A 21,594-nucleotide genomic window follows, 5' to 3' on the forward strand; every position below is an offset into this window, starting at 1 on the left:
GTCACCGCAGGTGGGGATCGAGTCTGATCACGCCGGCTGCTCCGGGTTCGTCTGCCACCGCGCCGAGGGGAATGATGATGGTGCCGGTGGGATCGGACGTGGCCGCCGACGCGACGACGGGCCCGTCCGCGGTGACCGTGATCAGTTGCTGTGGGCTCAGCGGCAGCACCTGCACAAGGGTGGTCCCCGGCGCGATCGTCAGCGTCGCCTCCTCGTCTGCGGACACCTGCGCGGTCACCGGTTCCATCCCAGGGTTGGTGATCTGCAGCGCCCCACCCAGGGTGGTGGCGGACAGCTCGGCGCCCGGTTCCATCGCCACCAGGGTGGCCGGGCTGCCTACAGGGCCGCTCACCGTCACCGCGGCCGCCACCTCCACGGTGGCGTCGACGCGGATCGCGGCGGCCTCCCCGCCCAGCGACTCGGCGATGGGGATGGCGACGCTCGACATGGGCTCGACGAGAAGGTCAGCCGTCGCGGCAGGCTCATAGGAGGAGGTCGCGCCCAACGCCGTGACCGTGACCTCCGCGCGCTCCTCCCGCGGGTTGCTGACGATCAGCTGGACGTCCGCCGCGCCCGGAGGCACTCCCCCGATGACCTGCGTCTGGGCCGGCGTGGTGGGCGCCACGAAGCGGGCGGCACGACCCTCCACGTTGACCGCGGCCATCGCCACGCGGCCCTCGCTGCCGGTGAAGGCCACCCCCACCGGCCCGTCGGGGGCCAGCACGGACAGCGCGATGCGGCGCGAGACCCCGGGCGCGACGGCGATGCCGCGGGCGCCGACGGCAGTGACCTCGCCGTCGGGGCCGAGGAGGGTGAGGTCGACGACCGCCTCGCCGGCGTCGCTGTTGGTGATGATGAGCGCACTTTCGCCGGGCTCGGCCACCGTGATGATGCCAGAGGTGGCGGCTGGCGAGCAGGGGGCGAAGGTGCGCTCCGTGCCCGCGGCGTACACGCCTGCCACGGCAAGCGAATCGGCGGTCAGGACGGAGGGCCCCTGCACGCCGGCAAGGAGCGCGGGCCCGGTGCCGGACGCGATCTCATCGCTCGCTCCGACGGCGGTTGCCGTCCAGTTTCCGGGCGCGTGTGCGAGCACATCCCCGGTCTGCAGGCAGGTCAGGCGGGTGGTGCGGGGAAGATCTGCCGTCACCGAGGCGGGCAGCCCCGCCGGGGTCAGCAGCGACAGGCCCACGGCGGTGCCGCCGATGACCAGGAAGGCGATCAGGGAGAGCAGCAGCTTCTTCGGGTTCATTCCTGGCCTCGCTTCGCGACGGTGGTGCCGCCCAGGGTGGGCGCGGCGAGCAGCGCCACGCCGAGGATCACCAGCAGGTGGAGCACGAACCTGCCCCAGCGGGGCTCCGGCTCCACGACGAGCGTGCCGGCGTCCGCGCCGGCGTGGAAGGTGACCAGTTCCGCATCGAGGAGGGGCCACCTGAAGCCGGTGTGGCGCTCCAACTCCCGGCCGTCGAGGGTGGCCCGCCAGATGCTGCCGGCAGGTTCGGCGACGACGAGCAGGCGCCCGTGGTCACCCTCACCCAGTTGGCCGTCGGGCACCGGGATCGTCTCGTCGCCCTGCGCACAGGTCACGCGGGAGACCAGGCCGCTGACGGTCCACACCACCGAGTCACGGTCGTGCGGGGCACCCACCAGGCCCTCGAGGTTGTCGAGGACGGCGCGCTGGTCCTCGTCCAGGCCCCGCACCCAGAGGTGCGCCACGCCCATCAGGCGCAACCGCTCGGCGAGGTCGTCCGGCGCCGACCCCGAGGCCACGGCTTGGGAGATGGAGTTGAGCTGGGCGTCGAACCCGCCGACCGGATTGCGCTCGGCGCTGCCCCAGCGCGGCTGGCGCGCGTCGATGACGTTCCAGCGGACCACGCCATCCGCCGCGAGGTCGACGGCGAGGGTGCGGGTGTCGCGCGGCGAAGCCATCACGTCGTGCACGTAGCCGGGCAGGACGCTGGTGGTGGGGCGGACGGGCCCGTCGAAGCCCACCCACATCCAGGTGCCCACGGCAAGCGCAGCCGCCACCACGAGGGCCCACACCAGGGGGCGCCGGCCGCGCTCCCGGTGGGTCAGCACGACCGGCGCAAGGAGCGCCCCCACCACGAGCAGCGCCCAGGGCGACAACAGCGCGCGGGCCGTGCCGCCGTCGACATCGAAGGTCAACCTCGACAGCAGCGTGCCGAGAATCAGCGGCGCCGCAATGGCGGTCATCGCCCAGGCCCACGCCACCTTTGGCAGTCGCGCTACCGCGATCAGCGCGGCCACACCCAGCACCGCGAAGAACACCACGTTGGTCCACACGGGCAGGCCCGACGGAAGGATGCGCCCGACGATCAGCGCGTAGGAAGCCGGTGGGAAATCCGGCCAGGCCAGCGGGTCGACCCCTGTGAGGAGCCGTCCGGGATACCGCACGAGGACGGGCAACCACGGGGCCAGGAAGAGCCAGGCCGGCAACAGCCCCACCGCCACGTCGACGAGTCGGTGCCTGCTGCGCAGGGCCCACGCGAGGCCTGCGACGGTGGCGATGAGCAGGGCCATCGGCCACATGACCGCCAGCACGATCAGCCAGAAACCGGCCCCGGCGGGAGCACGGAGCCGCTCCGCCCCGGCCGCCTCGTTGCGCACGACGGCGAGGACGGCGCGCACGAACAGGGGCCCGGCCACTGCGAGCACCAGTCCGCTGAGATCGCCCGCGGTGACCAGCCCCAGCAGGAGCGTGGCCCCTGCCCAGGTGGCGCTGGCGGCGGCGGCGAGACCGGCAGGCACGTCGAGCCGACGCAGCAGCGCCATCGCGGAGACCGCGGCCAGCAGCGGCGCCAGCAGCACGGCGAAAAAACTGAACCAGCCGGGGCTGCCGAGCGCGCCGACGGTGGCGAACGCCGCGAACCCCAGCCACGGCGCCCCACCGGTGAGATAGCCCTGCCACGCGTCGGTGAACGAGGCCGGAGCAGGCAGCAGCCCGCCACCGGAGACCGGGCCGTCACCCCACAGCGTGCGGCCGGCGACGAAGGCGGCGATGAACAGCACGGTCACGAGCACGGCGACCGGGGAGAGGCGACGGCGGCGCACCTGCATGTCGGCGAAGTCGTCGCCGGTGAGTTCGTCGATCGAAGTGTCGGTCTGGGTCTCGGTGATGTCGCGGTAGCGTTCGGAGAGACCGTGGCCGAGCTTGTCGGCCGCGTTGCGCACGGGCCACCAGCGGTTGGGCAGCAGTTCGGGCGGGGTGAGGTCCTCGTCCGGCAGCCTCTCCTTCAGGGACCGGGTCAGTTCCGGGCTGCGGCGGTATCGGCTCAACGCCCGGAGTTCGGCGCCGGCGTACGACGGCGACTTGGCCAGCAGGAAGCCCGCTGCCCTCACCCACGACGAGAGCGCCAGTCCGAAGCCGGAGGCGCCGCGGGACCCGGCGACCCGGAGCGCGGCGAGCCTGTCGTCGACGTGGGGGTGCAGGCCTCCGGGCCGCTCCCCCGTCCGGCCTGCGCGGCGGTGGTGCAGCGATGCGGTCGGCCAGGTCAGCACGCGGTAGCCCACGGCATTGACGCGCCAGCAGAAGTCCACGCCGTCGCGGTGGCGGGCCACCTCGGGGGCGAGCCCGCCCACCTCACGCCACGTGTCGCCCCGGATCAGCAGCCCGGCCGTGGAGGCGCCGAGCACGTCGTGCGACTCGGTCTGGCCCTGGTCGAGGTCGCCCTCCTCCACCATCGGCACGCGCAGGCCGCCGGCGGTGATGGCCTGGCCCACCTCTGAGAGGGTCTCCGGATAGTTGCGCCGCTTGGGCTGCAGCAACTTCGGCACCACGACGTCTGCCTGGCGGGCGCCGTCGAGGAGGTGTTGCAGGGCGTCCTTGTGAGGCTGGGAATCGTCGTGGAGGAGCCAGATCCAGTCCGGCTCCGTCTCGCCGAGCGCCAGGTGGACAGCGCCGCCGAAGGTGGTCTCAGCGTCCGCGGTGAGGACGTCGTCGATGACCCCCTCCCGGTGGGCTTTGGCCAGCAGGTCTGCCGTGTCGTCCGTGGATCCAGTATCGACGACGATGATGCGGCCGGGACGCGTCGTGAGCATCGCCAGCGAGAGGAGTTGACGGGGCAGCCACTCGGCGGCGTTGTGCGCCACCATGACCGCCAGCACGGATTCCGGATCCACCTCCGGAACGTCTGCGGCCGGGTCTTCATCATTGATCCACGACCACAGGTCGTCGTCGATCACCCCACGCTGGGGCCCCTCGGTCACGGGGACCTAGCCGGCAGCGCGCTTGAGCTTGCGGCGTTCCCGCTCAGACAGACCGCCCCAGATGCCGAACCGCTCGTCGTGAGCGAGGGCGTACTCGAGGCACTCGGCGCGCACTGTGCAGCTCAGGCAGACCCGCTTGGCGTCCCGGGTCGAGCCGCCCTTCTCCGGAAAGAAGGCTTCGGGATCGGTCTGGGCACACAGCGCCTCCGCCTGCCAGGCAAAAGCCCCTTCATCGGTGAAAAGCTCCCATGTCTCGTCCATGCACCCTCCTTTCTTGCCTTGAATTACACACGAGTGATTTTGATCGGTCAAGCGGGAGCGTGGGATCAGAGTCGATTATTCGCTCACTGGGGGTGTTCAGCGGTGCGGCGGCCGGATCAGCGTGCCGTTGGGATCGTCCTCGTTGGCGCGCGGCCACGGGGTGGCCACCGTCTGCCAGCGCCCGGTGCGGTGCTGGAGTTCCGCGTCCGCCGGCGTGGCCGGCGAACCCGGCGGCTGCTGGCGGCGTGGGTTGATCACGGTGGAGTTGCCCTGCTCAGCCGGCGACGCCACCGGGGCTGGCTGAGCGCGCGGAGGTTCCTGCCTCCCGCGCGGCAGGGACAGCACTCCCCACAGCACCCCTCCGACGCTGAGCACGAAACCGGCGCCTGCCAGCAGCCAGAGCGGCAGGCTGCGGCCGGTCTCGTCGGCGGGCAGCACGAGCAGGGCTACCAGCAGCAGGCTGCTGACATGGAGCACCACCGCGGCAACAACCACGATGGCGATCTGACGCCTCATGGGGCGGGCGTCTGGCATGGGAGGACTCCTGGGGACGGCGGACGGTTAGGCGTATTGTGCCCCAGCATGGGTTCGCACCAGGGCCACCAGCTCGCGGATCCGCTCAGAATCCTCCAGTCGCGCAACCAGGGTGGCCGTTTCCGTGGCCACCACCAGTGCGTCGGTCAGCCCGATCGTGGCGACGACGTGATCCGGGCCGACGGCGTTGACCAGCACACAGCCCGACGAGTCCAGCGTCACGGTGCGGCCGTCCACGGCGTTGCCGTGCTCGTCGCGGGTGAACAGCTCGGCCAGGGAGAGGAACCCGCCCACGTCCTTCCAGTCGATCCTGAGCCCGACGCTGAGGACCTCCGCATCTGTGCGCCCGGCGGAGGCGGGCTCCATCACCGCGTAGTCCACTGAGATCTTCTGCAGCCTGGGGAACAGCTCGTCGATCCGCTCCGGGCTGGCGACGATCTCGCGCACGGTGGCTGCCGTCTCGGGCAGGAGCTGATCGAGCTGGCCCAGCAGGGTGGTGGCGCGCCACACGACCATGCCGGCGTTCCACCAGTACTCCCCGGAATCCAGGTAGCTCTGCGCGAGTTCGCGATGGGGCTTCTCCTTGAACTCCGCCACCCGGAACACGTCGGTGAAGCCTTCGACGGCCTCGGACCGGTGGAGGTAGCCGTAGCCGGTGTGCGGCGAGGTGGGGACGACGCCCAGGGTGACAAGCGCGTCGGGGCGGGCCTCCGCCACCTCGAACGCGGTGTTCAGTGACCGCTGGAACTCGTCTACCGGCTCGATGATCTGATCTGCGGTCACCATGGCCACCACGCCGTCCGGATCGCGGTCGGCGACGACGGCGGCGGACCAGGCAACCGCGTTGAGGGAGTCGCGGCCCTCCGGCTCGCCCAGGATGTTCTCGGCCGGCAGTTCAGGGATCTGCTCGGCCACGTCGAAGGCGTAGGCGCGGCCGGTGCACACGAGGATGTGCTCGTCGTCGACCAGGCCGACGAGCCGCTCGTAGGCCATCCGCAGCAGCGACTTGCCCTCGAAGAGTTCCAGCAATTGCTTGGGCCTGCCGTGCCGCGACAGCGGCCAGAGACGGGTGCCGGATCCCCCGGCCATGATCACCACGTAGCGCATGGCCATGACCCTAGCCGCCTAAGCTGACAGACATGTTGATTTCCGCGCTGCAGAGGCGCGTGGCCCGGCAGGGCGCGCAGCCGTTGATCACCTACTACGACGGCGCGGATGGCTCCCGCATCGAACTGTCGGCCATCACGTTCGCCAACTGGGTGGACAAGACGGCCAACCTCATCGCCGATCTCGGCCACGACGACGGCGAGGCCATCGATCTCGCGCTGGCGGAGTCCCACCCCGCGCACTGGGTCACGCTCGTGTGGATCGCTGCGGCCTGGCAGCGTGGCTGCCCGGTGCACCCCGGCGACACCGGGGCGGACCTGCTCGTGGTGGGGCCCGGCGACGAGCGTCGGGCGGAGCTCACCGTGGCCTGCTCCCTGCATCCGCTGGGCCGGGGTTTCCCCACTCCCCCGCCGGATGCCGTGGACTACCGGGAGGTGTTCGGCCAGCCGGATCTGCACGACGTCGCGCTCGACGGCGAGGCGTACTGGTGGGGCGGCCACCCCGCCCCTGAGGTGCCGGCCCGCGACAGCCGCGTGCTGCTGCGCGACCCCGCCGTCGGATGGGACACCGTCGCCGAGGCACTGGTCTCACCCGTGCTGGGCACGGGCTCGACGGTGATCGCGGTCAACGTGGACGACGCAGGGGCCGCGCGCATCGCGGCAGATGAAAAGACGCTTTAGCGCTCTTCGCCCTCTGCGGGTCCCTGGGCGTGCTCGCGCACGTCCGGGTGTGTCTCGCCCTTGTTCTTGGCGCCTTCAGCCGCCTCCTGGGCGTGCTGACGCTCCTCGTCGCCGGGCTGGCCCTGGTTCTCGGGATCGATCTGGTTCTGCGTCATGGATTCCTCCTGCTGTGATGTGACGGCCGCCAACGCGGCCCCGCCCCCCAGTGTGGCAAGCATTTCACGCACGTTGGAGAGCTGGGCGGTAATCGAGTCCCGCCTCTGCGTCAGCGCCGAGAGTTCCCGGTCCGAGTCGCGACGGATCCGCTCAGCTTGAGTGCGCGCTTCGGCCAGCAGTTCATCTGCCTCCGCCTGGGCCTTGGCCTTGATGGCCTCGGCCTGCGAGTTGGCATCTGAGAGCACACGGAGCGCGTCGTTCTCCGCGCCCCGCAGGTTCTCCTCCGCTGCGCTGAGCTGCTCCTCGCGCTGCGTCATGACCACGGTGAAATCTGCCGCGGCGGCATCGCGGCGCTCCGCGAGGGTGCGCTCGAAATCAGCGGCGGCCTGGGCGGCACGGGCCTGCTGCGACTCGTAGACGGCCTCTGCCTCCTCACGGCGTGCGGCGGCCTCCCTGTCGGCGTTGTCAATGAGCTCATCCGCGCGGCGCTGGGCTCCGGTGAGCTTGGCCTCCGCATCTGCGTCTGCCGCGCTGCGGGTATCGACGGCGTAGCGATCCGCCTCCGTCAGCGCCGCCTGGGCCTTCTTCTGCGCGTCCTCGACGAGCCGGGTCGCCTCGGCCTCGGCCTCGCGCTTGAGCTCTGCGGCCTCCTCCTCGGCGAGCGTGAGGATCTGGCCCACCCTCTCCCCGAGATCCGTGAAGCTGGGCCGCGAGGCCATCGACGTGGCCCGCGACGTCTCCTCCGCCCGGCTCGTGGCCTCGGCCAACTCCTGCTCCAGCCGCTCGCGCTCAGAGACTGCCTCCTTGACCTTGACCGTCAGCTCACCCAGCTCGGCGCGGGCCGAGTCGAGGGACTGCTGCAGTGTGGCGATCTCTGCGTCGACCTGCGTGGGCTCGTAGCCGCGCAGCACGGTACGGAAGGTGGAGGTCATGAGTCATCCTCGTCTCGAGTTGTTTGTCCTGGCACTGACAGCGCTTCGATCACGCCGGAGAGAGAGTTGAGTTGCACCGTGATGTCGTCGCGGCGCTTGGCGAGGCTGGCCACCTCGCTGCGGGCGGACGCGAGCATCTCGCGGGCCTGCGTGCGGATGGTCTCGGCCTCGGTGCGGGCATCCGCGAGGAGTTGCACGGCCTCCTCACGGGTGGCGCGGGCGCGCTCGTAGGAGGCCTTCTGGCTGCGCTCCAGCTCCTCCATCAGCTGCTCCCGCACCTTCCGGGAGCTGACTTCGGAGTGGGTGACCCGTTCCTCGGCACGCTGCACGATGGCCTCGGCCTCGCGCCGGGCGCGCTCGACGATGTCCGCGGCCTGCTGGTCCGCCTGGGCCCTGGCACGCTGCGCGTGATGCACGGCTGCGGAGAGCTCGGCATCTGCGCGGCCGCGCACATCGTGAGCGCCCACCTCCGCGGTGCGTAGCCGCTGACGGGCCGTGTCTGTGGCGCGCTGGGTGACGGTGGCGAGCTTGGCACGGAGCTCTGCGGCACGCCGGGCCTGCTCCAGGTGCCCCTGCCGCTTCCGGCGGGCCACGTCTGCGCGGGCGCCGTCGAGGAGCGCCGCGACGGTGGCCTGCGTCCACTCCATCTGGCTGGCGGCCTCCTCCAACTGGGCGTCAGCCTCCTGCCGGGCCTCCTGCCTGAGCTCTGCCACCTCAGCGGCGGCCTCGGCCCGGACCCGATCCGTCTCGAGCTGTGCGGCTTCCTCAGCGGCCACCAGGCGGGCGACTGTCTCCTCCTCGGTGCGCTCCAGCTCCGCGCGCCGGGCCGCCACCTCACCGTCGGCCTTTACCTTCAGCCGGGCCAGTTCGTCGGCCTGGGCGCTGCGTTGAGCGGCGAGCTCGTCCTCGACGAGGGCGCGGGCCGCGTGACCCTCCACCTCGATCTGTTCGCGCCACGCCACCGCGTCGGCGCGCACCTGATCCGCCTCCTGCCTGGCATCCGTCACCAACCGCTCGGCCTGCCGGTGGGCATCCTCCACGATCCGTTCGGCATCGGTGCGTGCCTCGGCGAGCACGCCATCGGCAGCCTCCTGGGCGTTGGCGGTGATCTGCCCGGCCTGGGCGATGGCCTCGGAGAGTGTTCGTTCGGCGTCTGCGTTGGCCTCCTCCAGGCGGTGCCGAGCGAAGGTCACCTCCCCGGCGAGTTCGTCTCGCTGCTGCGCCAGTTCGGCTGACGCCACACGGATGCGGTCCGCCTCGGCCTGCGCCTCTTCCCGGAGGCGGTCAGCCAGCCGTTGAGCCTGCAGCAGCACGTGCGTGGCGGCCGTGGAATCCGTCCCGCGCCCTGCGGGATCCGGGTTCTGCCAGGCGCTCATGGGGTCCATCTTCGCACGTTGTTCGGACGGTTTTTCAAGCCCCCACGTCGCCACTTGTCAGGGCTCGTTCGGCAGCCCACGGACGAAGCCGGCACCCCAGGCCGTGTGCATGATCGCCAGCACCAGCGGCAGGCGCGAGCGGGAGCGCGGGGTCGCCTCCATCGTGGCCGTGGCCACGGTCAGGAACGAGAGATAGACCGCCGGCGCCACGAGCATGGCGGTGAGCAACCGGTTGCGCAGCGCGAGGCCCAGAAGCCCGCACAGCAGCCCGCTGCCCACGCCCAGCACGGCCAGCGGCGGCGCCAGGTAGCGCAGCGAGAGGGTATCGGGGTGGCGGCGGACGACCTCGCGGCGCCACTGTCCCGTGGTGAAGAACTGCCGCGCCAGGGCCCGGTAGCTGTCGCGGGGGCGGTAGACCACCCGCAGGTCGGGCGAGAAGTAGACGAGGTGGCCGGCGGTGCGCAGGCGGTAGTTGAGCTCCCAGTCCTGCGCGCGGTGCAGGGACTCGTCGAAGCCGCCGATTTCCTCCAGGACGTCCTTGCGGAACACACCGAGGAACACGGTGTCCGCCGGGCCTGGCGGGGTGTCCTCAAGGTGGAAACCCCCGCCGCCCAGGCCGAGGCGCGAGTTGTAGGCGGCGGCGATGGCCTCGGAGAGCGGGCTGGTGCCCTGCGCGTCCATCAGCCCGCCGACGTTCGCGGCTCCGGTCTCCTCCAGCAGCCGCACCGCGGTGTCGATGTAGCCGGGGCTCAGCTCGCCGTGCCCGTCGACCCGCACGATGACGGGATGGCGCGCCGCGGCGATGGCGATGTTCAGGCCGGCGGGCGTGAAGCCTGCCGGATTGTCCAGCACGCGGATGCGGTCGTCGGCGGCGGCCAACGCGTCGGCGATCTCGCGGGTGCGGTCCGTGCTGGGGCCCACCGCGAGGAGGATCTCCACCCCGCCCTCATAGCCCTGGTCCAGGACCCGCTCGACGGCGGCCTTGAGGTGCCGCTCCTCGTTGCGGATCGGCATCACGACGCTGACACTCTGCTGCACGGGCGGCTTCCTTCCCATTGATGCCCACCACTCTAGTGGCCCGGCGTCACGGCACGGAGCAGACGAGTTCCGCCTCATCCTCCGCGGAGGCCGGCTCCTCCTCCTGACCGTCCCCGGCAGGGTCCGGGTCCTGCGCCTGTGTGGGCGTAGCCTCGGCGGCCTGGCTCGGCGACTGCTCGACGGGCGACGCCTCCGTTGGCGACTCGGCGGGCTGGGGCGCCTCGGCGGGCGCTGCGGCCTCGGTCGTCGGGGGTGCCTCCGCCTCGGGAGAGGGTGCCTTTACGTCGAGGGCTTCGGACGCGGCGATCCGCTCGGCGACGGTGGTGCGGATCAGCTCGAAATCCGGGTCGCCCGTCACGATCAGCGGGGGCGTGAAGTTCACCGACTGAATGGTCTGGTCCTTGGCCCGGAGCGCCAACTGGGCCAGTTCGGCGATCTCGCCGGTGCCGACGTCGGTGCGCAGCACGTCGCCGCCTGCCTCCGAGAGTTCGACGAACTTGGTGGCCACCGTCATGGGGTCGAGTTGCATGGCCATGGCCGACATCACGCACTTCTGCCGCACCATGCGCTCGTAGTCGCTGCTCTCCGCGCGGGAGCGGGCGAACCACAGCGCGTGGTAGCCGTCGAGCTGCACGTTCTCGCCCGGGTCGATGTACCCGTGGATCCGGCTGCCGCCGCCGCCCAACGGGATGGGCTTGCCCACGTTGAGCCGGATGCCACCCATGGCGTTGATGAGGTTCTGGAAGCCGGACATGTCGATCATCGCGTAGTAGTTCAGCTCGAGACCGAGGGTCTCGCTGACGGCCTGCTTCATCGCCTCCAGGCCCGGGTCGACATCCTCCGGGAACAGGTGGGCGTGCTCCTGGCCCAGGGTGTAGATGCCGTTGAGGAGGCAGGCGTTGTCCTCGCAGTGGTAGCCGTCGCGGTAGAGGGAGTGCAGCGGCGAGGTGAGCGGGAAGCGCACCTTCTGCAGGTTGCGGGGCAGGCCGAACAGGACGGTGCGCCCGGTCTCGGCGTCGACGGAGGCCACGTTGATGGAATCGGGGCGGATGCCGTCGCGACCGTCGGCCGCATCGACGCCCAGCAGCAGCACGTTGTAACGCCCGGCCTTCTCCTCCACGTCCCCGCCGCCCTGCAGCACGGTGCCCACGTTCTCGGCGGCCTGGAAGCCGCTGGCGGCCACGTTGGTGATCCCGCCGACGCCCAGCGCCAGCGCCAGCGTGGTGGCAGTCAGGCCCAGTCGCGTGCGCTGCCCGAGCCGTAGGGGGGCGGCGAGCCGCCAGGAATCCAGCAGCAGGAGCCCCCAGCCGAGGAACAGCAGCCACAGCACCACGCGCACGGTGGCGGCGACGGCGGGGGTGAGCAGCAACCCGACGGTGGCGCCGCGGAACAGCAACAGGCCCAGCCCGGTCAGCGCCACCAGCACGCCGAAGGCGCCGTAGAACCGTCCGGCGACCCTGCCCACCCTGCGGTTGCCCGCGAACCACTGGACGGAGCCGGGCAGGAGGGCGGACATCAGGACGAAACCGAACGAGCGGCGCGCCTGCAGAGCGCTGGCGTTGACGGTCTTGGTGGACGGCACGGGCGGATCTCCTCGGGGAAGGCTTGGCCCCAGTCTCGCCTGCGGCTCCCCGCCGTCGTGGTGCGCCACGCCGCGACATCAGCGATTGCGGAGAGGATGGGTAGTCTGGACGCTCTGTAAGGAGGTGGCCGGTGCCACGCGACAACGACGATCTGAACTGGCTCTACCGCCAAGACGAGGTGGAGCCCACCTCGGTGCTGCGCCCCGAAGAGGTGGAAGACCTTCGTCGCCGTGACCGCCGCCGGGGCGCGCCGCCCCCGCCGAAGAGGCGCAAGCGCCGACGCCCGGTGCTGCGGCTCCTGTTGACCCTCATCTTCGTGTGGCTGCTGTTCCTGATCGGCACGCCGCTCTACGCGTGGACGGCCGGCACCACGGTGGAGGCCGCCCCCTCGGGTGACCGGCCCGCGGAGCAGCCTGGCACCACCATCCTCCTGGTGGGCTCCGATGGCCGCGACGACATCAGCCCGGAGGACCGCTCCCGCCTGGGCACCGGCTCCACCGAGGGGCGTCGCACGGACACGATGATGCTGCTGCACACCCCCACGGAGGGCAAGCCCGTGCTGCTGAGCATCCCGCGCGACTCCCTGGTCGACATCCCGGGCCGCAACCGCAACAAGATCAACGCCGCCTACGCGTTCGGCGGCGCACCGCTGCTGGTCGAGACGATCGAGCACAACACCGGCGTGCGGATCGACGGCTTCCTCGAGGTGGGCATGCTCGGCGTCGTCGACGTGGTCGACGCGGTGGGCGGCGTGCAGGTGTGCCCCAAGTTCGACATCGACGACAGGGACTCGCACCTGACCCTCTCGGAGGGGTGCCAGATGGTCGACGGCGTGACCGCGCTGGGTTACGTCCGGATGCGCAAGGCCGACCCGACGGGTGACTTCGGCCGTGTGGAGCGCCAGCGCGAGACGATCGGGGCCATCATGAAGGAGGTCGCGCATCCGCTGACGGTGCTCAACCCCGTGCGCTACTGGCAGGTCAACATGGCCGCCTCCAAGTCCCTCGCGCGCGGCGAGGACACGGGGCTCGGCGCGATGACGCAGGTGGGCTCCGGTTTCGTCAGCGTGATGACCGGTTCCGGGCTGAGCCTCACCGTCCCGGGCGGCACCGCGAACACCAGCGTCGGCTCCTCCGTCATCTGGGATGAGGCGGCCAGCAAGGAGATCTTCGGCGCCATGGCGGCCGGCGACACCACCAGCCTGGAGAAGTACCGCAGGTAGCCTGCCCTGCCGTGTGTGACCGATTCGTTACCCAGGCAGAGACCTCAGTCTGACGGGCGTGGCCCCCTCTGCCTTTATCCTCGATAGGTCCACCCGTTCCACACGGCAGGAGTCAACCGTGACGCAGAACCCACCCCCCGGCTGGCAGCCCGGAGGCCCCCAGCAGCCGCCGCAGGCGCAGCAGCCCTGGCAGCAGAGCGGCCCGCCGCGCCGCAGGGTCAGCCGAAGAAGAAGTCGAAGGTCCCCCTCGTCGTCGCCGGCATTCTCGCCCTGGCGCTGATCATCGGCGGTGTGTACTTCGGTCTCAGCTTCTTCCGCGGCTCGTCCCCGGCCGCGGCGCAGGGCCTGCCCTCCGACGTCGTGGTCGCCGTCGAACTCAACCTCGCGCCGGCCGCCGCCGACCAGCTGGCGCTGGCGCGCATCGTCAACAAGTTCCCGGTCGATGACCAGATGTCTGAGACCGACAACTACAAGGAAGCCCTGTGGAACCTCCTGCCCGACGACGCTGACGCCCCGCCGTTCTCCGAGATCGAGCCCTGGCTGGGCGACTCCGTGGCCATGGGCTTCCGCGAGAACGCGCTGACTTCCAGCGCCTCCGGAGACCGCTTCATCCTGGCGATCGAGACCAAGGACAAGGGCAGGGCCGTGGCCTTCGCCGCGGCGGAGTTCGGCGACGACACGCAGGTCTTCTTCGTCGACGACATCATGGTCGTCGCGGACGCTTCCGACTCAGTGACCGCCGATTCGATCCAGGCGGCTCCGTTGGCCGATGACGAGGAGTACCAGGCAGACCTCGCCAAGCTCCGCGGCGGCAGCCTCGCCACCGTCTGGTTCGGCTCCGGTGCGGCTGAGATGCTCATCGACGAGGCCGGCGAGACCACGGGCGTGACCCCCACCGCGGACCTGGAGATGCTGCGCGGCATGCACGGCGCCATGGGAGTGAAGGTGGAGGAGAACAAGCTGACCCTCGAGTCGCAGATCAAGACCCCCAACGCCCCGGATGTGGACGTCGACGACGTGCGCGACTTCGCCTCCGCCCTCCCGGGCAACGCGCTGGGCGCCTTCGCGATCGCCACCGCTGAGGAGTCCTTCACCCAGCTGTGGGACGTCGTCCAGCAGGACCCGAGCATGGTACAGGCGGCCAACGACCTGGGCATCACGTCCGCCGCGGATCTCTACGCCCTCATCGGCAAGGAGGTCGGCGTGAGCGTGGCCATGGACGAACAGGCGGGTACGCCCATCATCGGCGCCCGCTTCGTCACGGAGAACCCGGCCAAGCAGAAGGAGATCCTGGACAACCTCAACGAGCTCATGGCGCAGTCCGGCATGGGCGAGGCCCCGTTCACCCTCGAGCAGGATGGCGACGCCGCGTACCTCGCGTTCGGTCAGGGCATCGATGCGGTGCGCAACCCGTCGAGCACGCTCGGCGACTCGGACGCCTACAAGGACGTCGTCGACGGCGACGCCGATTCGGTGTTCTTCGTCGACTTCAACGCCATCAAGCAGCTCTCCTTCTACCAGGAGGCTGTGAGCAGCTCCTCCGATGCGGAGATGGCCAAATGGCTGGAACCGCTCAGGACCATGGGCGGCGTCGCCACCAACGGTGGCGACGACTACAGCACCTCAGAGTTCCACGTCACCTTCAACTGACAACCAGGGGAAGCGCTGATTCGCGGGGCCCTTCTGCCAGCCGTTCGCGGCTGGTCGAAGGGCCCCGCAGCGTGGGGCGCCGGGTAGGGAGCCGGGAGTCAATCAGCGCTTCCCTAGGAACCTGCGGCTTCGCGAACGACGGTGCCCTTCGCGTGCGCCGCGTCCCGGAGCTGCTCCTGGAAGTCCAGCATCCGCTCGGTGAGGGCCTTGTCGCCCACGCAGAGCATGCGTACGGCCAGCAGGCCGGCATTGCGGGCGTTCCCGATCGCCACCGTGGCGACGGGGACGCCCGCCGGCATCTGCACGATGGACAGCAGCGAATCCATGCCGTCGAGGTACTTCAACGCCACCGGCACACCGATCACGGGCAGCGGGGTCAGCGACGCGAGCATGCCGGGCAGGTGGGCGGCGCCGCCGGCACCGGCGATGATCACCTTGATCCCCCGCTCGTGGGCCTCACGCCCGTAGCGCACCATGTCCTCCGGCATCCGGTGGGCGGAGACCACATCTGCCTCGTAGGCGATGCCGAACTCGGCCAGCGCATCAGCGGCGGCCGACATCGTGGGCCAGTCGGAATCCGACCCCATCACGATCGAGACGAGCGGCTCAGGCATCGGGATCTCCCATCAGGTAGTTGGCGGCGTGCCGGGCGCGGCGCCGCACGTCGTCGACATCCGTGCCGAGGCACGTGACGTGGCCCACCTTACGGCCGGGCTTGACCTCCTTGCCGTAGAGGTGCACACGCGCCTCCCGGTCACGGGCGAAGACGTGCTGCAGCGCGCCGGTGAGGTCCTCCTCTGCGCCGCCCAGCACATTGGTCATCACCACCACCTCGGAGCGCAGCGACGGCGACCCCAGCGGCAGGTCGAGCACGGCCCGCAGGTGGTTCTCGAACTGGCTGGTCAGTGCCCCGTCGATGCTCCAGTGCCCGGTGTTGTGGGGGCGCATGGCCAACTCGTTGACGACGATGCGGCCGTCTCGCGCCTCCATGAGTTCGACGGCGAGCACACCCACGACGCCCAGCTCCGTGGCGATCCGCACCGCCATCTCCTGCAGCCCGGCCGCGACCTCGCCGTCGAGCCCGGGTGCGGGGGTGACGGTCTCGACACAGATGCCGTTGTCCTGGATGGTCTCGCTGATGGGGTAGGCCACCACCTGGCCCGATGGGGAGCGCACCACGATGACGGAGAGTTCGCGGGCGAAGTCGATGAACTCCTCGGCGACGATCCGCACGCGTTCCCCCGCGGAGGTCTCCGGCAGATCCTCGAAGGGCAGGCCGGCCTCGTGGGGTCCGTCGAGCTTCCAGACGCCCTTGCCGTCGTAGCCGCCGCGGGAGGTCTTGGCGATGATCGGCCAGCCCTGCTCCTCCCCGAACGCGGCGAGCGCCTCGGATGTATCGGCGACGGCGAACGCGGGGCAGGCCACCCCCAGCTCCCGCATCCTGGCGCGCATCTCCGCCTTGTCCTGGGCGAAGCGCAGCGCCGCCGAGCCGGGCCGCACCGCCACCTTCTCCGCCAGCGCGTCAAGGTGCCGGGTGGGCACGTGCTCATGGTCGAAGGTGAGCGCATCGGCGCCGTCGACGAAGCGCAGCAGGGTGTCCAGGTCCCGGTAGTCGCCCACGGTGTGGTCCGGGATCACCTGCGCGGCCGAAACGTCAGGCCCTTCGGCCAACAGCCGCACGTCGATGCCCAGCGGGATCGCGGCCTGTTGCATCATGCGGGCGAGCTGCCCGCCCCCGGCGATGGCGAGTGAGTAGCGTCGAGTCACGCCCGCAGACTACTCGTCCGCGTTGGCGTCGGCCTCATGCACGTCGTAGAGCAGGTCGTTGATCGTCACGTGCACCCGCCCGACGGCGGGCACATCCGGCAGCGTCAGCGGCTGCCCGGCGGCCGTCTCCAGGATGAGCGTGCCGCAACCGAGCATCCGGTCCGTCAGCGAGCGCTCGTAGTTGACGTTGTTGATACGCCGCAGCGGCAGATCGTGGCCGGTCTTGTTGATGATGCCGCGCCGCGTCACGATGCGGCGGTCCGTGATGGTGTACGTGGCGGTCAGCCAGCGCAGGAAGGGCAGCAGCGCCGCGAAGATGAACACGATGAGGAACACACCCACCGCCACGTACGTGCCCCACGGCTGCCAGGAGGGTGGGAGCAACGCGATGGTGAAGCCCAGCGCGGCGCCCATCAGGATGAGCACCAGCGCGGGCACGATGAGCGCCTTGGCATGCGTGCGCATGGACAGCACCACGTGCTCGTCGCGGCCGAGTTGGTCCGGTGAGATCGCCATGGGATCAGTCTGGCACGCCGGGGGGACTATCCGAGCCGCGCGTGGATCACATCTCCCACTGCGAACGTCTGGACACCCGTCGCGGTGGCCACCTGGAGGCGGCCGAACTCGTCGACGCCCCGGCCCGTCCCCTCGACGGTGTGCTCCCCGTCGACCACCACGCGCAGCTGCGCGCCGATCGAGGCGCAGCGCGCCGCGTACTCGTCGCGCAGCGTGCTGGTGAGCTGCCAGGCGGCGTAGTGGCGGGCGAAATGGTTGAGCACCCCGGCCACCACCCTGCTCTGATCCGTGTCCATACCCTCCAGCATCAGGGACGTGGCGGTGGGCACCGGCAGTTCATCCTCGGCGAGGGTCACGTTGATGCCGAGCCCCACCACGGCGCGCGCCCCGTCGGGCTGCTCGATGCGCTCGGAGAGGATGCCGCACACCTTCCGCCCGCCGATCAACACGTCGTTGGGCCACTTGAGGCTGATGCGCGCCGGATCGGGCGCGAGTTCGGCCAACGCGGAGGACACCGCCATGCCCGCCAGCAGCGAGAGCCAGCCCCAGTGCTGGAACTCCGGCCGCGGCTTGAGCAGCATCGACAGGGAGATCGAGGAACCGCGGGGCGAGACCCACTGCCGGTCGAGCCGCCCCCGGCCGGCCGTCTGCTCCATCGCGACCAGCGCGACGCCCTCCCCCTCGCCCGCGTGCGCCCGCTCAGAGAGGTCCGCGTTGGTGGAACCGGTGGACTCCACCACCTCCACTCTGGTGAACGGGGTCCCCGGGTGGAGGAGGGTGCGGATGCGCTGGGCGTCGGGCAGGTGAGCGGTCACCCGCCCCATCGTAGGGACCCCGCGGGACCGCGCGCCGAAGAGAAACATGAGCAACCCGATTGAGCGATAGCGAACCCCGCTATGGTGAGCCCCATGGAGATCGACATCCACACCACTGCCGGTCGGATCGCGAATCTCGGAGTGCGCATCGATGAAGCCGTGCACGCCGGTTCTGCCGCAGCAGTTGAGAAGCAGCATGCCAAGGGCAAGATGACGGCCCGCGAACGCGTCATGGCCCTTCTCGACGAGGGGTCGTTCGCGGAATTCGACCAGTTCTCTCGCCACCGCACCAGCGCCTTCGGAATGGACGCCCGCCGCCCCTTCGGCGACGGCGTCATCACCGGAACCGGGTCCATCCATGGCCGCCCCGTGTGCATCTTCAGCCAGGACGTGACCATCTTCGGTGGCGCGTTGGGCCAGGTGTACGGCGAGAAGATCGTCAAGATCCAGGACTTCGCCATGAAGACCGGCGTCCCGTTGATCGGCATCAACGAGGGCGGCGGGGCCCGCATCCAGGAGGGCGTGGTCTCGCTCGCGCTGTACGGCGAGATCTTCAAACGCAACACCGTCTCCTCCGGCGTGATCCCGCAGATCTCGCTCATCATGGGCGCAGCCGCAGGCGGCCACGTGTACGGGCCCGCGCTGACGGATTTCGTGGTGATGGTGGACAAGACCTCGCAGATGTTCATCACGGGCCCGGAGGTCATCAAGACCGTCACCGGCGAGGACGTCTCCATGGAGGAACTCGGCGGCGGCCGCACCCACAACACCAAATCCGGCAACGCGCACTACCTCGCCGCGGACGAGAACGACGCCATCGAGTACGTGCGTGACCTGCTGAGCTACCTGCCGCAGAACAACCTCGAGGATCCCCCGGTGTGGGACGACGATGAGGTGGACCTCACCATCACGGACCACGACCGCGAACTCGACCGGCTGATTCCGGATTCGGCGAACCAGCCCTACGACATGCGCGAGGTCATCCGCAACGTGCTCGACGACGAGGAGTTCCTCGAGGTCATGCCGCTGTTCGCCGGCTCGATCATCGTGGGCTTCGGCCGCATCGAGGGGCGCTCCATCGGTATCGTGGCCAACCAGCCCACCGTGTTCGCCGGCTGCCTCGACATCGACTCGGCGGAGAAGGCCGCCCGCTTCGTGCGCACGTGTGACGCGTTCAATATCCCCGTGCTCACCTTCGTCGACGTGCCGGGCTTCCTCCCCGGCGTCGGCCAGGAACACAACGGCATCATCCGCCGCGGCGCCAAACTGATCTACGCCTACGCCGAGGCCACCGTCCCGCTGCTGACCGTCATCACGCGCAAGGCCTACGGCGGCGCCTACGTCGTCATGGGCTCCAAGCACCTGGGGGCCGATATCAACCTGGCCTGGCCCACGGCACAGATCGCCGTCATGGGCGCCCAGGGCGCGGTCAACATCCTGTACCGCAAGCAGTTGGCGGCCGCCGAGAACCCCGAGGAGGAGCGCGCGCGCCTCATCCAGGAGTATGACGACGAGCTCACCAACCCGTATGTGGCCGCGGACCGCGGCTACGTGGACCAGGTCATCTACCCGCACGAGACCAGGGCCCAGGTCATCCGGGCGCTGCGCCTGCTGCGCTCGAAGCGCGAGGTGCTGCCCCCGAAGAAGCATGGGAACATTCCCCTATGACCGACGCGCTGCAGTTCACGAAGGCCAACCTCACCGACGACGAGGTGGCCGCCGTCACAGCGGTGCTGGCCGCCGCGTCGCGTCGGGATACGCTGCGCTCGGCCGACGACCGCCCTCTGGCGGGCGGGTGGAAGTCCTACTACCGCACGGTGCGCAGCCCGTTGATCACCGGCCGCGAAGCGTGGCGTACGTTCCACCGCATGTGATCAGATGCGGGTGATCCTTGCATCGAAGTCGCCGGCGCGGCTTCAGGTTCTGCGCAACGCCGGGCTCTCTCCCGAGGTGATGGTCTCGGGCTACGACGAGAGCCAGATCGTCGACGTCATGCCCCCTCGCCTGGCCGCAAGGCTGGCGGAGGAGAAGGGGCACACCGTCGCCTCCCAGGTCGTCGGTGACTTCGTGCTGTTCGCGTGCGACACCGTCCTGGAGTTCGAGGGGCGGGCGCACGGTAAGCCTGGTTCCGTCGAGGCGGCCACCGAACGCTGGCGGCGGATGCGCGGCCACGAGGGCCTGCTGCACACCGGCCATTACGTGGCCGTGAAGCAGGGCGAGCGGTACACGGAACAGACCCGGGTGAGGTCCACTGTGGTGCGCTTCGCCGACCTCACCGATGAGGAGATCGATGCCTACGCCGCCACCGGAGAACCCCAGCGGGTGGCCGGCGGCTTCACGATCGACGGGCTGGGCGGCGCGTTCGTCACGGCCATCGAGGGCGATCCGTTCAACGTCTCGGGCATCTCACTGCCGCTGGTGCGGCAGATGGTCATCGACGCCGGCGTCCCCTGGCATTCCCTGTGGACCTCATCCGTTGCCGGAACATAGACGACCCAGCCTGGTGCCGGAGACCGCATCCGTCAGCTGCCGCTGAGGTCCCAGGTGATGACGTCACCGAAATCGGCCGGCTGGTAGCGCACCGACGCCCAGGCCAGATCGGGGTTGCCGTGCCCGACTGCGATCCAGCCGGTGTTGCACTCCCCCACCTGCAGCTGCTTCTCCTCGTAGGCGGGAGTGAACTCGGAGCTGGCCTCGAACTCGCTCACGGGCAGGAACTGCACGTCCTCGGGCAACTGGGTCTCGCCGTCGTAGACGCCGAAGCGCCACGGGTCGGCGCTGACGCGGGTGGTGCCGTCGTCGTTCGCGTCAGGGTGCTCCGCGACGTAGCAGACGTTGACCTCGATGGCGGCCGCCGTGGTGTCGTCGTTCGATTCCCGGCCTAGCATCGTCACGTCGAAGTACTGCGTCTGGGCGGTCTCCCCCGGCTGGAGCGTCTCCTCGACGGGGCCGGTCGGCCGCTCAGCCCCGCCGTCCGCAGGGGGCTCCTCGGACGTGGACGGGTCGGGAGCCGCGGTCTCGTCCGCGGTGGCTTCGGACGTCGGCCCGGGCGCTTCGGTTGCTGTGTCGGCGGTCGGTTCGGTGCCGTCATCCGTCGCCGTGGGCTCCACCGTGACGGTCTCGGTGGCAGGGTCTGTGGGGGTTTCCGGCGTGCAGCCCACGATGGGGGCGATGAGCATGCCCGCGGCCAGGGCCGCGATGGAGGGACGTCGGAAGACAGCAGTCACTCGATGCTTTTCCACGTTCTCCATACAAACACAGACGGGGTTCACACCCCCAGCAGCCGGATAGGATCGGGGCATGCAACGGATCGGACTGGCCCTCGTAGCCGCGCTCACCCTCACGGGATGCGGGGCCGCACAGCCGGTCGCACCCACGCCCGCGCCGTCCCCCAGCATCACGGTCAGCGAAGTGCCCGACGGCGGGGTGCTGCTCAGCTCACTCGGCTACTCCCACGCACCGCAGGGCTTCTCCGTGCCGCTGCATTCGGTGATCTCGGATCGGATCGACGCCTACAACAACGTCACCGCCGTGTTCACGGCACCGCCGGGGCAGGACATCGTCGCCTACCTGCGCGCCAACCTGGCAGGCATGGGCTTCGAGATCACCGCGGACAGGAACCAGTCGATGCTGTTCACCGACGGGCACTGGCAGGGCGCCTTCACCACGTCGGGCTCATACGCCGCGCTGTCGTTGCGGACAGACCGGGAGACCCCCGACTAGGCTCGCCTGT

The 21,594-nt window shown here is 70.2% G+C and carries 21 protein-coding genes; 7 read left to right on the plus strand and 14 right to left on the minus strand.

Annotation, left to right across the window (positions count from 1 at the left end; all coding sequences use genetic code 11):
- Position 1 precedes the first annotated feature (1 nt).
- The 5 genes from BN1186_RS04285 to BN1186_RS04305 all read right to left on the minus strand — a co-directional run bounded on the left by BN1186_RS04285 (position 2) and on the right by BN1186_RS04305 (position 6,126).
- Positions 2-1,249 (minus strand): DUF5719 family protein, encoded by a 1,248-nt coding sequence (locus BN1186_RS04285; protein ID WP_040282853.1) that lies wholly within the window; start codon positions 1,247-1,249, stop codon positions 2-4.
- Positions 1,246-4,224 (minus strand): glycosyltransferase family 2 protein, encoded by a 2,979-nt coding sequence (locus tag BN1186_RS04290; RefSeq protein ID WP_139650835.1) that lies wholly within the window; start codon positions 4,222-4,224, stop codon positions 1,246-1,248. The genes BN1186_RS04285 and BN1186_RS04290 overlap by 4 nt, the downstream gene beginning before the upstream one ends.
- Before the next feature lie 6 nt (positions 4,225-4,230).
- Positions 4,231-4,485, minus strand: coding sequence for a WhiB family transcriptional regulator (locus tag BN1186_RS04295; RefSeq protein ID WP_040282856.1), 255 nt, complete (start codon positions 4,483-4,485; stop codon positions 4,231-4,233).
- A gap of 96 nt (positions 4,486-4,581) precedes the next feature.
- Entirely contained in the window at positions 4,582-5,001 is a 420-nt protein-coding gene (locus BN1186_RS04300) for a hypothetical protein (protein WP_218975399.1), read from the minus strand.
- A 45-nt stretch (positions 5,002-5,046) separates the two neighbouring features.
- Positions 5,047-6,126 (minus strand): mannose-1-phosphate guanylyltransferase, encoded by a 1,080-nt coding sequence (locus tag BN1186_RS04305; RefSeq protein ID WP_040282925.1) that lies wholly within the window; start codon positions 6,124-6,126, stop codon positions 5,047-5,049.
- Positions 6,127-6,158: 32 nt separating this feature from the next.
- Between BN1186_RS04305 and BN1186_RS04310 the strand changes: the two genes are divergently transcribed.
- On the plus strand, positions 6,159-6,806 hold the full coding sequence (locus BN1186_RS04310) for a TIGR03089 family protein (protein ID WP_052459778.1): 648 nt from the start codon (positions 6,159-6,161) through the stop codon (positions 6,804-6,806).
- On the opposite strand, the gene BN1186_RS04315 is transcribed toward BN1186_RS04310, so the two are convergent.
- The 4 genes from BN1186_RS04315 to BN1186_RS04330 form a co-directional block, all read right to left on the minus strand.
- The gene (locus tag BN1186_RS04315; RefSeq protein WP_052459779.1) at positions 6,803-7,894 is read right to left on the minus strand and encodes a coiled-coil domain-containing protein; all 1,092 of its coding nucleotides are present in this window, start codon (positions 7,892-7,894) and stop codon (positions 6,803-6,805) included. The genes BN1186_RS04310 and BN1186_RS04315 overlap by 4 nt on opposite strands.
- Complete coding sequence (locus BN1186_RS04320; protein ID WP_139650837.1) at positions 7,891-9,270, minus strand: coiled-coil domain-containing protein; 1,380 nt, start codon at positions 9,268-9,270, stop codon at positions 7,891-7,893. The genes BN1186_RS04315 and BN1186_RS04320 overlap by 4 nt, the downstream gene beginning before the upstream one ends.
- 57 nt (positions 9,271-9,327) lie before the next feature.
- Complete coding sequence (locus BN1186_RS04325; protein ID WP_246043257.1) at positions 9,328-10,284, minus strand: glycosyltransferase family 2 protein; 957 nt, start codon at positions 10,282-10,284, stop codon at positions 9,328-9,330.
- Between the two features lie 70 nt (positions 10,285-10,354).
- Entirely contained in the window at positions 10,355-11,890 is a 1,536-nt protein-coding gene (locus BN1186_RS04330; RefSeq protein WP_052459780.1) for an LCP family protein, read from the minus strand.
- Between the two features lie 131 nt (positions 11,891-12,021).
- Here BN1186_RS04330 and BN1186_RS04335 point away from each other — a divergent pair, with 131 nt between their 5' ends.
- Complete coding sequence (locus BN1186_RS04335) at positions 12,022-13,113, plus strand: LCP family protein (protein ID WP_052459781.1); 1,092 nt, start codon at positions 12,022-12,024, stop codon at positions 13,111-13,113.
- Between the two features lie 291 nt (positions 13,114-13,404).
- Positions 13,405-14,763 (plus strand): hypothetical protein, encoded by a 1,359-nt coding sequence (locus BN1186_RS04340; protein ID WP_040282864.1) that lies wholly within the window; start codon positions 13,405-13,407, stop codon positions 14,761-14,763.
- Positions 14,764-14,876: 113 nt separating this feature from the next.
- Here the strand turns inward: BN1186_RS04340 and purE are convergent, their stop codons facing one another.
- The 4 genes from purE to BN1186_RS04360 are packed head-to-tail and all read right to left on the minus strand — an operon-like array spanning position 14,877 to position 17,861.
- Positions 14,877-15,377 (minus strand): 5-(carboxyamino)imidazole ribonucleotide mutase, encoded by a 501-nt coding sequence (gene purE, locus BN1186_RS04345; protein WP_040282865.1) that lies wholly within the window; start codon positions 15,375-15,377, stop codon positions 14,877-14,879.
- Positions 15,370-16,530 (minus strand): 5-(carboxyamino)imidazole ribonucleotide synthase, encoded by a 1,161-nt coding sequence (locus BN1186_RS04350; protein WP_040282866.1) that lies wholly within the window; start codon positions 16,528-16,530, stop codon positions 15,370-15,372. The genes purE and BN1186_RS04350 overlap by 8 nt, the downstream gene beginning before the upstream one ends.
- Positions 16,531-16,539: 9 nt before the next feature.
- Positions 16,540-17,046, minus strand: coding sequence for a PH domain-containing protein (locus BN1186_RS04355; protein WP_040282868.1), 507 nt, complete (start codon positions 17,044-17,046; stop codon positions 16,540-16,542).
- A 26-nt stretch (positions 17,047-17,072) separates the two neighbouring features.
- The gene (locus BN1186_RS04360; protein ID WP_218975400.1) at positions 17,073-17,861 is read right to left on the minus strand and encodes a biotin--[acetyl-CoA-carboxylase] ligase; all 789 of its coding nucleotides are present in this window, start codon (positions 17,859-17,861) and stop codon (positions 17,073-17,075) included.
- 93 nt (positions 17,862-17,954) lie between these two features.
- Here BN1186_RS04360 and BN1186_RS04365 point away from each other — a divergent pair, with 93 nt between their 5' ends.
- From BN1186_RS04365 to BN1186_RS04375, 3 genes are read left to right on the plus strand one after another with little or no spacing between them, the layout of a single operon-like run.
- Positions 17,955-19,529, plus strand: coding sequence for an acyl-CoA carboxylase subunit beta (locus tag BN1186_RS04365; protein ID WP_040282873.1), 1,575 nt, complete (start codon positions 17,955-17,957; stop codon positions 19,527-19,529).
- Positions 19,526-19,735, plus strand: a complete 210-nt coding sequence (locus BN1186_RS04370; protein WP_040282874.1) for an acyl-CoA carboxylase epsilon subunit — start codon at positions 19,526-19,528, stop codon at positions 19,733-19,735. The genes BN1186_RS04365 and BN1186_RS04370 overlap by 4 nt, the downstream gene beginning before the upstream one ends.
- Before the next feature lie 4 nt (positions 19,736-19,739).
- A complete protein-coding gene (locus BN1186_RS04375) occupies positions 19,740-20,351 on the plus strand; it encodes a Maf family protein (RefSeq protein ID WP_040282875.1) in 612 nt (203 codons plus the stop codon).
- A 32-nt stretch (positions 20,352-20,383) separates the two neighbouring features.
- On the opposite strand, the gene BN1186_RS04380 is transcribed toward BN1186_RS04375, so the two are convergent.
- On the minus strand, positions 20,384-21,088 hold the full coding sequence (locus BN1186_RS04380; RefSeq protein ID WP_040282877.1) for a hypothetical protein: 705 nt from the start codon (positions 21,086-21,088) through the stop codon (positions 20,384-20,386).
- A gap of 73 nt (positions 21,089-21,161) precedes the next feature.
- On the opposite strand from BN1186_RS04380, the gene BN1186_RS04385 reads away from it, so the two are divergent.
- Positions 21,162-21,584, plus strand: a complete 423-nt coding sequence (locus BN1186_RS04385; protein WP_040282879.1) for a hypothetical protein — start codon at positions 21,162-21,164, stop codon at positions 21,582-21,584.
- Positions 21,585-21,594: the final 10 nt, after the last annotated feature.

Origin of the sequence: Tessaracoccus massiliensis (assembly GCF_000826065.2) — a bacterium.
GTDB classification, from domain to species: domain Bacteria; phylum Actinomycetota; class Actinomycetes; order Propionibacteriales; family Propionibacteriaceae; genus Arachnia; species Arachnia massiliensis_A.

Bases quoted from the DNA above. Each gene is read 5' to 3' on its own strand.
- BN1186_RS04285 (WP_040282853.1), bottom strand. From the start codon at position 1,249: ATGAACCCGAAGAAGCTGCTGCTCTCCCTGATCGCCTTCCTGGTCATC.
- BN1186_RS04295 (WP_040282856.1), bottom strand. From the start codon at position 4,485: ATGGACGAGACATGGGAGCTTTTCACCGATGAAGGGGCTTTTGCCTGG.
- BN1186_RS04300 (WP_218975399.1), bottom strand. From the start codon at position 5,001: ATGAGGCGTCAGATCGCCATCGTGGTTGTTGCCGCGGTGGTGCTCCAT.
- BN1186_RS04305 (WP_040282925.1), bottom strand. From the start codon at position 6,126: ATGCGCTACGTGGTGATCATGGCCGGGGGATCCGGCACCCGTCTCTGG.
- BN1186_RS04310 (WP_052459778.1), top strand. From the start codon at position 6,159: ATGTTGATTTCCGCGCTGCAGAGGCGCGTGGCCCGGCAGGGCGCGCAG.
- BN1186_RS04315 (WP_052459779.1), bottom strand. From the start codon at position 7,894: ATGACCTCCACCTTCCGTACCGTGCTGCGCGGCTACGAGCCCACGCAG.
- BN1186_RS04320 (WP_139650837.1), bottom strand. From the start codon at position 9,270: ATGAGCGCCTGGCAGAACCCGGATCCCGCAGGGCGCGGGACGGATTCC.
- BN1186_RS04325 (WP_246043257.1), bottom strand. From the start codon at position 10,284: ATGCCGATCCGCAACGAGGAGCGGCACCTCAAGGCCGCCGTCGAGCGG.
- purE (WP_040282865.1), bottom strand. From the start codon at position 15,377: ATGCCTGAGCCGCTCGTCTCGATCGTGATGGGGTCGGATTCCGACTGG.
- BN1186_RS04355 (WP_040282868.1), bottom strand. From the start codon at position 17,046: ATGGCGATCTCACCGGACCAACTCGGCCGCGACGAGCACGTGGTGCTG.
- BN1186_RS04365 (WP_040282873.1), top strand. From the start codon at position 17,955: ATGGAGATCGACATCCACACCACTGCCGGTCGGATCGCGAATCTCGGA.
- BN1186_RS04370 (WP_040282874.1), top strand. From the start codon at position 19,526: ATGACCGACGCGCTGCAGTTCACGAAGGCCAACCTCACCGACGACGAG.
- BN1186_RS04375 (WP_040282875.1), top strand. From the start codon at position 19,740: ATGCGGGTGATCCTTGCATCGAAGTCGCCGGCGCGGCTTCAGGTTCTG.
- BN1186_RS04385 (WP_040282879.1), top strand. From the start codon at position 21,162: ATGCAACGGATCGGACTGGCCCTCGTAGCCGCGCTCACCCTCACGGGA.